Raw genomic sequence first — 12,407 nt, forward strand, 5'->3', positions numbered from 1 at the left:
GGGATGCTGCGACCGGGTCTCAGACCCGTTGCTCGGAGCTCCCGACGGCCACCGGGTGCATCGGTGCCCGTCTCGTCCCCGACGCGACGCGGCCAGTGCAAGGCAGTGCAACACCAGCACGGTGACGAACCAGCACAGTGCAATGCGACGGCAGAGCGCGGGAACCCCTCCTCCGCCCCCGTCCACGTCGAGGAGGAGCATGGCTCGCAGCGGCCAGCGTCAGTCCGGTCAGTCGCGTCGTTCGACGAGCGCGAGCCCGGGGACCCGCCCGCGCTCGCGTCCGCGCGGCGTCGACAACTCCGGGATCATCCCGATCCTCGCCCGCCGCGTGCGCGAGGTCGAGGCCAAGGCCCAGACCGGCAAGGTCGGGCCCACCAACCGCACGAAGTTCCTGGTGATCGCCCTGCTGATGCGCGAGGAGCGCAAGCGGGTGAAGACCGACACCGAGCTCAGCGACTCGCAGCGCGCGGAGGAGATGAAGCGCCTCGACGGCATCGCGACGATCCTCGCGAAGACCGCGGCGCGCGACACCAGCCTGATCGCCCTGCTCGAGTCCGAGGCCGGCATCACCGCGGCCGCGCAGAAGCTGCGCCGCGACTGGCTGCTGGAGGCCGGCGCCGAGCTGAGCCCCGACGAGCTGCTGATCGTGACCGAGCCGGAGCCCAAGCCGGAGGTGCCGGTCAACCAGGTCGTGCCGCCATCGGTGCGTGCGCGCCAGCTCGCCAACCCCTTCCTCCCGCCGGACTTCTCGATCGCGAGCGCGCCGACCCCCGCCCGCCGTCGCCTCGACGACTGGGAGCTGCTCGGACCGCTGTTCAAGGCGTTCGAGTACGGCGCGGGCGGCCGCGCCGCCAGCATGGAGCTGCCCGAGCCGCCGAAGATCGACCGGGTCACCCCCCGCGGTCGCGACCTGATGCCGCACCAGGCCCGCTTCATCGAGGGCGCGCGCGAGGGTCACCGCAGCTTCCTGCTCGCCGACGAGCCGGGTCTCGGCAAGACGGCGCAGAGCCTGCTCGCCGCCTCCGTCACCGGCTCGTACCCGCTGCTCGCCGTCGTGCCCAACGTCGTGAAGATGAACTGGGCGCGCGAGGTCGAGCGCTGGACCCCTCAGCGCCGCGCGACCGTCATCCACGGTGACGGCGGCACGCTCGACGCGTTCGCCGACGTCGTGATCGTCAACTACGACATCCTCGACCGGCACATCGGCTGGCTCGGCAGCCTCGGCTTCCGCGGCATGGTCGTCGACGAGGCGCACTTCATCAAGAACCTGCGCTCGCAGCGCTCGCAGAGCGTGCTGGCGCTGGCCGCGAAGATCCGCGAGACGACGCCGGGCCACGACCCGCTGATGATCGCCCTCACCGGAACGCCGCTGATCAACGACGTGGACGACTTCCGCGCGATCTGGCGCTTCCTCGGCTGGATCGACGAGACCAAGCCCGGGCCCGAGCTGATGAGCCTGCTCGAGGACACCGGGCTCACCCCCGCGGACACCGGCTTCTACCCGGAGGCGCGCGAGGCGGTCATCGACCTCGGCATCGTCCGGCGCAAGAAGATCGACGTCGCCGCCGACCTGCCCTCGAAGCGGATCGTCGACCTGCCGGTCGAGCTGGACGACGACCTCGGCCGCTCCATCCAGAAGGCGGAGCGCGAGCTCGGCGCCCGGATGCTGCAGCGCTACAAGGCCGTGACCGCCTCGATCACGCACGAGCTCGACGACGACGAGCGCGAGCGGTTCGTCCGCATCGTGGCGCAGAGCGAGCTCGAGGAGTCGAAGTCGGCCAAGACCGGCGAGAACGTCTTCACGATGGTGCGCCGGATCGGCCAGGCCAAGGCGGCCCTCGCCGCGGACTACGCCTCGCAGCTGGCCCGCTCGGTCGGCAAGGTCGTCTTCTTCGCCAAGCACATCGACGTGATGGACCAGGCCGAGGACACCTTCGAGAAGCGCGAGCTCACCTCCGTCTCGATCCGCGGCGACCAGTCGGCCACGTTCCGCCAGGCGCAGATCGACGCGTTCAACGAGGACCCCGACGTCTCGGTCGCGGTCTGCTCGCTCACCGCGGCCGGCGTCGGCGTCAACCTGCAGGCGTCGTCCAACGTCGTCCTGGCCGAGCTGTCCTGGACCTCGGCCGAGCAGACGCAGGCGATCGACCGCGTGCACCGCATCGGCCAGGAGGAGCCGGTCACGGCCTGGCGCATCATCGCGGCGCACACGATCGACGCCAAGATCGCCGAGCTGATCGACGCGAAGGCCGGCCTCGCCGCCCGCGCGCTCGACGGCGCGGACGCCGAGGTCGCCTCGGCCGACACGGTTCAGCTGGACGCGCTCATGCACGTCCTCCGCGAGGCGATCGGCTGAGCGGAGCCGCGAAGAAGTCGCGCTCGAAGAGACTCGAGCGCAGGAACGCGTCGCCCATGGCGGCGCGTTCCGCGTTCGTGCCGCGGGCGGCGGCCTCCTCGGTGATCGCGAGCGCCCGCTCGGTCGCGGCAGCGAAGGCAGGATCCGCGTAGGTGACGAGCCAGTCCGCGTAGGCATGGCCGGGCCGGTTCGCCGCGGCGAGGCGCTCGCCGATGTCCGCGTAGAGCCAGAAGCACGGCAGCAGCGCGGCGACGATCTCGCCGTAGCCGCCGCGCGCGCCGACGGCTAGCAGGTGGTCGACGTAGCCGCGGGTGGTGGCGGAGGCCGTCGTCGTGCGCTCGCCGAGGCGGCCGCGGTGCAGCTGCGCCTCCGCCGCGAGGGCCGAGGCCGACGACTCCGACCAGAAGACCTGCTCGGCGGTGCTCGGTGCGCGCTGCGCCGCGATCGCGAGGACCCGCGCGTACTCGGTGAGGTAGAGCGCGTCCTGCTCCAGGTACCACTCGAAGTCGTCGCGGGCGAGGGAGCCGTCGCCCAGGGCCGTCACGAACGGCAGCGCGTCGATCTCGGCGCGGAGCTGCTCCGTCCCGGCCCACATCCGGGCGCAGAACGCGGGGGCGTGCAGCCGGTGGAAGTGGTCGATCGGGCCGTTGCCCTCGCCGACCCGGAGCGCGTCGGCGCCGCGGAGGGCGCCGTTCAGCCAGTCCTTCGCCTCGGTCAGCGCCTGCGCGAGGGTGTCCGGAGTCGCCTCGTCACCGGCGAGGAGCGTCGCCATCGCGGAGGAGAGCGAGCAGCCGGTGCCGTGGGTGTTCCGGGTGGCGACCCGCTCGCCCGGCACCTCGCGCACACCGCCGTCCACGGTGACGATCGCGTCCGGCGTCGCCGGGCCGTCGAGGTGCCCGCCCTTCACCAGGACGGCGGTGCCGAGATCCCGGGCCAGGGAGCGGGCCTGCTCGAGCGCGGCGGACCAGTCGGCGGCCGGCTCCGCTCCGGCGAGCACGGCCAGCTCGGGGAGGTTGGGCGTGACCAGATCGGCGCGGCGGACGAGCGCGCGGACCGCCTCCTCCGCCTCGTGGTCGAGGAGGCGGTGGCCGCTGGTCGCGACCATCACCGGATCCACGACGACGAGCGGCGGGCGGACGTCGTCCAGCCAGGCGGCGATGATCCCGCCCAGCTCGGCGTTCGCGATCATGCCGATCTTCACCGCGTCGATCTCGACGTCGTCGCTGACCGCGTCGAGCTGCTCGCGGAGGAACGCAGCGGGCGGCAGGTGGATCGAGCGCACGCCGCGGGTGTTCTGAGCGACGAGTGCGGTGACGACCGCCATCCCGTAGCCGCCGAGCGCCCCGATCGACTTGAGGTCGGCCTGGATCCCGGCCCCGCCTGTCGGGTCGGTGCCGGCGATGCTGAGCACCCGGGGGATCGGGCGGGGCTGCGGGAGCGCGGCGCTCATCGGTCCCACTCCGACCGGAAGGCGCGAGCCGCGGACTCCGGATCGTCTGCGGCGCAGATCGCGGAGACGATCGCGAGGCCGGCTGCTCCGGCTCGGCGCAGCGCTGCGGCGTCGTCGGCGGTGACGCCGCCGATGGCGACGCAAGGGAGCGGCGTCGCGACGGCGAGGGCGGCGAAGCCGTCGATGCCGAGCGGGACCGGGTGGTCGGGCTTGGTAGCGGTGGCGCGGATCACGCCGACGCCGAGGTAGTCGACGGTGCCGACGGGCAGGGCGTGCGCGGCGGCGAGGTGGGACGGGGTGTTCGCGGTGAGACCGATCACCGCGTCGGCGCCGAGGATGCTCCGTGCGGCGAGAACAGGGAGGTCGGACTGGCCGACGTGCACGCCGTCGACACGGGCGCCGGCCAGGCGGGCGGCGAGGACGACGTCGACGCGGTCATCGACCAGCAGGGTCGTGCGCTCGTCGAGGACGGCGGCGACGGCGCAGGTGAGGGCGACGAGCTCGGCGGCGGTCGCCTCGTGGTCGCGGACCTGGACGATCCGGACGCCGCCGGCGACGGCCGCGGCGACGACGGCAGGGACGCCGCGCGGGCCGCAGAGACGGGTGTCGGTGACGAGCTGGAGCGAGAGGTCGATCATGCGATCTGCGCTCCGCTCTCGACGTCGGCCGCGGTGAGGGCGGCGAGGGCGTCGAGCAGGCCGACCGCGAACGAGCCGGGGCCGGCGGCGGTCTCGGCGGCGCGCTCGGCGGCGAGCCCCCAGACGACGGACGCGGCGACCGCGGCCCCGAGCGCGTCGGAGCCCGGCACGCCGAGGAAGGCGGCCATGACGGCGCCGAGCGCGCAGCCGCCGCCGGTGACGCGGGTGAGCAGCGGATGCCCGCCCGTGACGCGCACGACGCGCTCGCCATCGGTGATCACGTCGACCGCGCCCGAGACGGCGACGACGGCGCCCGACCGATGGGCGAGAGCCACGGCGGCCTCCAGCGCCTCCTCCGGCCCGTCGACGGCGTCGACCCCGCGACCGCCGGTGCCGAGGCCGGCGAGGGCGAGGATCTCGGAGGCGTTGCCGCGGATGATCGCGGGTCGCGCCTCGAGCAGCTCCGCCGCGAGGGCGGTGCGCACGGGCAGCGGGCCGACGGCGACCGGGTCGAGCACCCACGGGGTGCCGGCCGCGTTCGCCGCCGCGACGGCCTCGCGGGCGCCGTCGCGCTGCTCCGCGTGCGGGGTGCCGAGGTTCACCAGCGTCGCGGAGGCGATGCCCGCGAAGACGCCGGCCTCACCGGGCAGGTCGCACATCGCGGGGCTGGCGCCGAGCGCCAGCAGGCTGTTGGCGGTGAAGCCGGTGACCACCGCGTTGGTGATGCACTGCACGAGCGGCGCGGCGGAGCGCAGCCCGTCGAGGTCTCGGGCGACGGCTGCGCCGTCGAGGAGGGTCGGGTGGGCAGGCGTGCGAATGCTCATTCGCGACATCCCTTCGCTAGTACGAACTAGATCAGGTTCGACGGGTCTCATCTCAGCCCTGGCGGGCACCCCGTGTCACTGCCGACGACCCTAGCGGGTCGTGCCGTCACGCCGTGAGGATCCTGCTGTCGCCGCGATCGCTGACGACGACCTTCAGCCCGGTCGGCAGCCGCTCGCGCATCGCGTCGACGTGGCTGATCAGGCCGATGGTCCGCCCGCCGGAGCGCAGCGCGTCGAGCGTGCCGAGCGCCGTCTCGAGCGTCTCCGCGTCGAGCGAGCCGAAGCCCTCGTCGATGAACATCGTCTCGAGCGAGACGCCGCCCGACTGCATCGTGACCACGTCCGCCAGGCCGAGGGCGAGGGCGAGCGAGGCGAGGAAGGTCTCGCCGCCGGAGAGCGACGCGGGCTGCCGGCGGGCGCCGGTGAAGGCGTCGAGCACCTCGATCCCGAGCCCGGAGGCCGCGCCGCGATACGCGAGCGAGTCGTCGTGCACGAGGGCGTAGCGGCCGCTGGTCATCGCGTTCAGCCGCAGGTTCGCGGCGGCGACGATCTCCTCGAGCCGGCCCGCCAGGGCGAAGGCCTCGAGGTCCATCCGGCGGGTGTTCTGCCCGCGGCCGTCGATCGTCTCGGCGAGGGCGCGCAGCTCCTCGTGCCGGCGCAGGCGCTCGGCGAGGCTGCCCAGGCGCTCCTCGGCGCGGCCGGCCAGCTCGGCGAGCCGGGCGGCGCGGTGCTCGAGCACCGAATGCCGCGAGCGGGCCTCGTCGCGGCGGGCGGAGGCGGCGCGCGCCTCCTCCTCCGCCGCGGCGAGATCGACGGGGGCCGTCGGCAGGCCGGCGAGCTCGGGGTCGGCCAGCACCGAGTCGACGGCGCTGCGGCGGCGCTCGTGCTCGGCGACGACGGCCTCGGCGCGGGCGCGCTCGCCCGAGGTGAGGGCGGCGGACTCGGCGTCGACGGTACTCGCGAAGCCGCGGTCGGCGATCACCTCAGAGAGCTGGATTTCGGCCGCCTCGGCCGCCTCGCGGCGGGTGGTCGCCGCGTCCTCGGCCTCGACGAGCACATCGGCCAGGCGGCGCTGCGCGGTGATCGCGGCGACACGCTCGGCGATGCTCGCGGCGCCGTCGCGGTGAGCGTCGATCCGCTCGCGCAGGAGGCGCAGCGCCTCGGCGGCGAGGGCCTCGTCGGAGCTGAGGCGCTGGTGCTCGGTGCGGGCGGTCTCGAGGGCGGCCGTCAGCTCGTCGCTCCGGACGCGGAGGGTGGACCGTTCGCGCCGCAGCTCCTCGAGCCGGGTCGCGGCGCTCCGAGACTCTGCGAGGTGCTGCTCGGCCTCGACGCGGACGGCCTGGAGCTCCTCGGCGGTCGTGGCGCCGGCCCGCTCCTCGAGGGCGGCCAGGGCGAGCGCTCCGGCGCTCTCGGCCTCGCGCGCCGCGTCCATCGCGGCGAGGGCGCGGTCGACGGCGGTGCGCGCCTTCTCGATCTCGCCGGTGCCGACGGGCGGCAGCTCGCCGTGCTCGGCGGGGCGCGGGTGCTCGCAGGATCCGCAGACGGGGCACGGGTCGCCGGGAGCGAGGGCGCCGGCCAGCTCGCCGGCGAAGCCCGCGAAGCGGCGGGCGACAAGCTCGGCGTGCTGGGCGGCGCGAACGCCGTGCGCCCGGGCTGCGTCGGCGTGGGCCGAGCGGAGGCGCTCCAGCGCGGTCGCGGCCGTCGCGCGCTCGGCGGCGGCGCAGATCCGGCGGTCGAGCGCGGCCAGCTCCTCGGAGCGGGCCGGCAGCGCCGACGCGTCCGGAGCGAGGGCGTCCTCCTCTGCGGAGAGCGCGTCGAGCAGGGCGGGCAGCGCCCGGAGCTCGCCGTCGAGGACGTCGAGCGCGGCCGCGGACCGCTCGCGCGCCCTCGCGGTGCGCTCGGCGGAGCGGACCGCCTCCGGCAGGGTGCGCTCGTCGGCCAGCGCCTCGGTGAGCGCGCCGAGAACGGCGGTCAGGCGCTCGCCGACACGGGCGGCGGCGGCCCGATCGGCGGGCTCGTCGAAGGCCGCGGTGAAGGCCTCCGCGGCGCCGTCGCGGGCACGGCCGGCAGCGGCGGCCTTCTCGGCGGCGGAGCGGGCGGTCTTCAGCAGCGGCAGCACGCCCTCGGCCCGGCGCGCCCGCTCGATCCGCTCGCGCTCCCGGACGACGAGCGACTCGGCGACCGCCAGCTCCTCAGTCTCGATCAGCGCGCTCCGGCGGCGGTCCTGCGCCCGCTTCACCAGCCGCGTCTCGTCCCGGGCGGTCTCGGCCGCTCGGCTCGCGGCGTCGGCCTCCGCCACGTCGTCGCGGGCGAGCGCGAGGGGAGCGTCGAGCCGGGTCACCAGGGAGCGGAACCAGGCCGTGTCGGGCGCCGCCGGTGCCGGCTCCTCGTCGCCTGCGAGGCGCACGGCCTCGTCGGCCAGCGCCGTCACGGCCGCGCGCTCCTCCTCGAGCGCCGCGCCGCTCTCCTGCCGCTGCTCGACGAGCCGCCGGCGCAGCAGGTCGTAGCGCTCCGTCGCGAAGAGGGTGCGGAGCAGCCGCTGCCGATCGTCGTTCTTCGCGAGCAGGAACTCGTGGAAGCGGTTCTGCGCCAGCAGGATGACCTGGAGGAACTGGTCCTTGGTCAGGCCGACGATCCGGCCGATGTCGGCACCCGTCTCCCGCGCGCTGGAGGACAGTCCCCGCCACTCGCCGTCGACGTGCTCGAGCAGCGCGACCTTCGCCGCCTGCCGGGTGGTGCCGCCGCCGCGCTTGGCCGGCCGCTCGTACTCGGGGGAGCGGCGGACCCGGTAGAGCCGCCCGGCCGCCTCGAAGTCGAGCTCGGCGAACGTCTCGTCCTCGGGGGCGCTGTGGTCGCTGCGCAGCCGCGAGGCCGTGCCGTCGAAGCGCGGCACGGAGCCGTAGAGCGCGAAGCTGATGGCGTCGAGGATCGTCGACTTCCCGGCGCCGGTGCGCCCGGCGATCAGGTAGATCCCCACGTCCTCCAGCCGGTCGAAGTCGATCTCCTGCTCCGCGCGGAAGGGGCCGAGACCGGCGAAGGAGAGGCGGCGGATCCTCACCGCAGCGCCTCGGCGTCGACCTGCGCCAGCGCGTCGAGGGCCAGCGCGCGCTCCGTCTCGCTCGCGCCGTGGCCGCCGCGCACGTGGGCGAGGAAGTCGTCGATCACCTCGACGTCGCTCCGGCCGCGGATCCGCTCGGCGTAGCGGCGCTCGTCGACCGCCGCGTGCGGGGGCCGGTGCTCGAGGGTCGCGCAGCCGGGGAAGCGGGACTGCAGCCGGGCCATCGCGTCGAGCGGGCGGACCTCGTCGGTCAGCACGGCCGAGACCCAGTCCGGCTCGTACTCCGCCAGGGACGGGTCGCTCAGCAGCTCGTCCAGCCGCCCTTCGACCACGCTGAGCCGGCGCGGCACGGGCAGCGCCGACCAGGTCACCTCGCCGAGCCCGTCGGCGCCGAGCTCGACCAGCCAGCCACCGCGCGGCTTCGCAGCCTCGCCGAACGAGTAGTGCAGGGGCGCGCCGGAGTACCGCACGTTCGGCAGCAGCTCCGCCCGCCCGTGGATGTGCCCCAGCGCCGCGTAGTCCGCCGCCGCGAAGTGGTCGACCGAGACGTAATCGAGCCCGCCGGCCGTGATGTCGCGCTCGACCGTGGCGGCGGGAGCGCCGACGGCGAAGCAGTGCGCCAGCACCACCCAGCGCCGCCCGGCCGCCTCGGCGTGCGCACGGATGCGCCGCATCGCGAAGGCGAGCACGTCCTCGTGCCGGCGCAGCGACTCCTCCGGGTGCCGGTGCCGGTAGAGCGCGGGCTCGAGGAACGGGATGCCGTAGACGCCGACCTCTCCGTGCGCGTCGCGGAGGACGACCGGCTCGGCGTACGCCTCGGGATCGGTGAGCACGTGCACGCCGGAGCCGCGCAGCAGCCCGGCCTGGAAGCCCAGGCGGGCCGGGGAGTCGTGGTTGCCGCTGGTCAGCACGACCTCGGCTCCGGCCGCGCGGATCGCCTCCAGGGTGCGGGTCAGCAGCGTGTAGTGCTCGGCCGCCGGCACCGCGGAGTCGAAGACGTCGCCCGCGACGAGGACGACGTCGACCGCCTCCGTCCGCACCGTCTCGACCAGCGCGTCGAGCACGACGCCGAGCGCGGCGACGCTCGAGTGGCCGTGGAAGGTGCGGCCGATGTGCCAGTCGGAGGTGTGCAGGAGCTTCACGACCGTCCTTTCGCGGGGTCTGCGGGTGTGCGGTGGCGCTCCCTGTCGTGCCCCTCCAGGCTACTGAGCGCCTCCGACACCGGACGCCGGCCGGGCCGCCGCCGCCGGACACCTGCCGTTCACCCGGGGGTGCAGAATGGGTCGTCGGTCGATCAGAGGAGGCCCCGCGTGAAGCTGCCCCGAGTCCCCTCGACCCTCCTCGGTCTCGGCTCGCGCACGCGCGCCGCCGCAGAGGACACCAGCCCGATCGAGCGGATCCGCCCCGCCGAGGAGCCCGCCCGCCGGAGCACCGTGGACAACGCGATCTACCAGGACGGCCGGCGCGTCGTCTCGCCCGGCAGCATCCCGGAGGCGCTCGCCGCGCTGCAGAAGCTCCCGGACGCGATGGCCTGGATCGGCCTCTACCGCCCCACCGAGGCCGAGCTGGCCGCCCTCGAGGACGAGTTCTCGATGCATCCGCTGGCCCTCGAGGACGCGATCAGCGCGCACCAGCGCCCGAAGCTCGAGCGCTACGGCAGCGACATGTTCGTGGTGCTGCGCGCCGCGAGCTACGCGGACCAGCGCGAGGAGGTCGACTTCGGCGAGCTGCACCTCTTCGTCGGCCCGAACTTCGTCGTCACGGTCCGCCACTCCGAGAAGCCCGACCTCTCGCTGGTCCGGCGCCGGATGGAGGCCGACCCCGAGCTGCTGCGCAAGGGCCCGGTGGCGGTCCTCTACGCGATCCTCGACGCGGTCGTCGACCAGTACGCCCCGGTCGTCGCCGGCCTCGAGAACGACATCGACGAGATCGAGGCCCAGGTCTTCGAGGGGGATCCCGCGGTGTCCCGTCGCATCTACGAGCTGTCCCAGGAGGTCCTCGACTTCCAGCGCGCGACCCGCCCGCTGACGGGGATGCTCGGCCGGCTCGTCACCGACTTCGAGGTCTTCCGCGAGGACGTCGAGCTGCGCCGCTACCTCCGCGACGTCGCCGACCACGTCGCCGTGGTCGACGAGCGCGTCGAGGGCTTCCGGACCACCCTGCGCGAGATCCTCGCGGTGAACGCGACGCTCGTCGCCCAGCGCCAGAACGAGGACATGAAGAAGCTCGCGGAGGCGGGCAACCAGCAGAACGACGAAGTCAAGCGGATCTCGGCCTGGGCCGCCATCTTCTTCGCGCCGACCATGATCTCCAGCGTCTACGGCATGAACTTCGACGCGATGCCCGAGCTGCACCTGGCCTGGGGCTACCCGGCGGCGCTGGCGGCGATGGTCGCCTCGAGCGTGGTCCTGCACCGGCTGTTCAAGCGCTGGGGCTGGCTCTGAGCCGCCGTCGGCGGCCCGGCGCCCTGTCAACACCCTGACGCGCCCGGTCCCCGCGCGTAGCGTCGGTCCGAGCCGCCGTCCGCGGCCCGAGCGCAGGGAGACCCGATGAAGCGAACCGACGTGCCGGCGACCGAGGCGACCTCGCTCTGGCGGCAGGACGCCGCGCCGATTGCGGGCGACGAGTTCGTCCCGGGTGCGCACTACGACGACGTGATCGTCGGCGCCGGCCTCTCGGGACTCGTCACGGCGCTCCTGCTCCAGCGCAGCGGCCGTCGCGTCCTCGTCCTCGAGGCCCGCGAGGTCGGCGCCGTCGCGACCGGCAGCAGCACCGCCAAGCTCAGCCTGCTGCAGGGCGCGCACCTGTCGAAGATCGCCGCGCGCAACACCCCCGCGGTCACGCAGGCCTACGTCGCCGCGAACCTCGCGGGCTTCACCTGGCTCGTCGACTACCTCCGCGAGGCCGGCGTGCCCGTGCAGCGCCGCACCGCCTACAGCTACGCGCAGACCCCCGACGGCGTCCCCGCGGTGCTGCGCGAGCACGAGACGGCCCGCCGCTTCGGCCTGGCCACCCGTCTCGTCGGCGCGCTGGACACGCCGTTCCCGAGCACCGCCGCCGTCGCGCTCGACGACCAGGCGGAGTTCGATCCGATGGCGGTGCTGACGGCGCTCGCCGCCGACTTCCGCGCGGCCGGGGGAGTCCTCGTCCAGGGCGTCCGTGCGCTCGGCATGCGCGCGTCCTCGCCCGTGCGTGTGCGGACCTGCGCCGGGGAGGTGACCGGCGAGCGGGCCTACCTGCTCACCGGCACGCCGATCCTGGACCGCGGGCTCTACTTCGCCAAGCAGGTCGCCCTGCGCTCCTACGCCGTCGCCTTCCGCGGGGCCGAGTCGATCCCGGACGGCATGTACCTCTCCGTCGACGGGCCCTCGCGCTCGATCCGCGACGTGGAGCGGGACGGGGAGCGGCTGCTGCTGATCGGCGGCAACGGCCACGGGGTCGGCCGGCGCGCGCGGACGCAGGAGAGCGTCGACGACCTGATCGCCTGGACCCGCCGCTCCTTCCCCGGCGCCGAGCCGATCGCGCAGTGGAGCGCCCAGGACTACGAGGCGTTCCACCGCGTCCCCTTCGTCGGCTGGCTGCCGCGCGGTCGGGGCCGGATCTTCTTCGCCTCCGGCTACGACAAGTGGGGGATGACCAACGCGGTGCAGGCGGCGCTGACGCTGGTCGGCGACTCCCGGGGAGAGACGCCGCCGTGGGCGAAGGTCCTGCACCGCCGGCCCACCCTGCCCCGGGTGATGGCGGAGGGCGCCGGAGCGCTCGCCGCGGTCGGCGCCTGGTACGCCCGCGGCTACTGGTCGGCCCTGCGCGCGCCGCGGTCGGTGGACGTGGTGCCGGCGGAGGGCGAGGGCCTGCTCGCGCGCGACGGCCTCCAGCCGGTCGCCGTCTCGACCGTCGGGGGCCGCCGCTGCGCGATGTCGGCGGTCTGCCCGCACCTGGGCGGCGTCGTCACCTGGAACGACGCCGAGCGCAGCTGGGACTGCCCCCTGCACGGCTCGCGCTTCGCCGCCGACGGGACGGTGCTGGAGGGCCCGGCGACCGGCCCGCTCGCGCGGCTGGACTGAGACCCCTTCCGGCGGGA

At 74.7% G+C, this 12,407-nt stretch carries 8 protein-coding genes and 1 riboswitch; of the genes, 3 read left to right on the forward strand and 5 right to left on the reverse strand.

Annotation, left to right across the window (positions count from 1 at the left end):
- The first annotated feature begins 199 nt into the window (after positions 1-199).
- The gene (locus GTU73_RS08125) at positions 200-2,356 is read left to right on the forward strand and encodes a DEAD/DEAH box helicase (RefSeq protein WP_160088479.1); all 2,157 of its coding nucleotides are present in this window, start codon (positions 200-202) and stop codon (positions 2,354-2,356) included.
- On the opposite strand, the gene thiD is transcribed toward GTU73_RS08125, so the two are convergent.
- The 5 genes from thiD to GTU73_RS08150 form a co-directional block, all read right to left on the reverse strand.
- A complete protein-coding gene (gene thiD, locus GTU73_RS08130) occupies positions 2,325-3,806 on the reverse strand; it encodes a bifunctional hydroxymethylpyrimidine kinase/phosphomethylpyrimidine kinase (RefSeq protein WP_160088481.1) in 1,482 nt (493 codons plus the stop codon). The two genes, GTU73_RS08125 and thiD, sit on opposite strands and share 32 nt — an antisense overlap.
- On the reverse strand, positions 3,803-4,444 hold the full coding sequence (gene thiE, locus GTU73_RS08135; RefSeq protein ID WP_160088483.1) for a thiamine phosphate synthase: 642 nt from the start codon (positions 4,442-4,444) through the stop codon (positions 3,803-3,805). Before thiE ends, thiD begins: the two co-directional genes overlap by 4 nt.
- Positions 4,441-5,268 (reverse strand): hydroxyethylthiazole kinase, encoded by an 828-nt coding sequence (gene thiM, locus GTU73_RS08140; protein WP_160088485.1) that lies wholly within the window; start codon positions 5,266-5,268, stop codon positions 4,441-4,443. The genes thiE and thiM overlap by 4 nt, the downstream gene beginning before the upstream one ends.
- Positions 5,260-5,351, reverse strand: a riboswitch (TPP riboswitch). (Overlaps the previous gene by 9 nt.)
- A gap of 23 nt (positions 5,352-5,374) precedes the next feature.
- A complete protein-coding gene (locus GTU73_RS08145) occupies positions 5,375-8,326 on the reverse strand; it encodes an SMC family ATPase (RefSeq protein ID WP_160088487.1) in 2,952 nt (983 codons plus the stop codon).
- Positions 8,323-9,468: an exonuclease SbcCD subunit D gene (locus tag GTU73_RS08150; protein WP_160088489.1), complete on the reverse strand. Its 1,146-nt coding sequence runs from the start codon at positions 9,466-9,468 to the stop codon at positions 8,323-8,325. The genes GTU73_RS08145 and GTU73_RS08150 overlap by 4 nt, the downstream gene beginning before the upstream one ends.
- Positions 9,469-9,714: 246 nt before the next feature.
- Here GTU73_RS08150 and GTU73_RS08155 point away from each other — a divergent pair, with 246 nt between their 5' ends.
- Positions 9,715-10,770 (forward strand): magnesium and cobalt transport protein CorA, encoded by a 1,056-nt coding sequence (locus GTU73_RS08155; protein ID WP_244231837.1) that lies wholly within the window; start codon positions 9,715-9,717, stop codon positions 10,768-10,770.
- Positions 10,771-10,875: 105 nt separating this feature from the next.
- Positions 10,876-12,390 (forward strand): FAD-dependent oxidoreductase, encoded by a 1,515-nt coding sequence (locus tag GTU73_RS08160; RefSeq protein ID WP_244231817.1) that lies wholly within the window; start codon positions 10,876-10,878, stop codon positions 12,388-12,390.
- Positions 12,391-12,407 lie beyond the last annotated feature (17 nt).

Origin of the sequence: Rathayibacter sp. VKM Ac-2804 (assembly GCF_009866655.1) — a bacterium.
Classification (GTDB): domain Bacteria; phylum Actinomycetota; class Actinomycetes; order Actinomycetales; family Microbacteriaceae; genus Rathayibacter.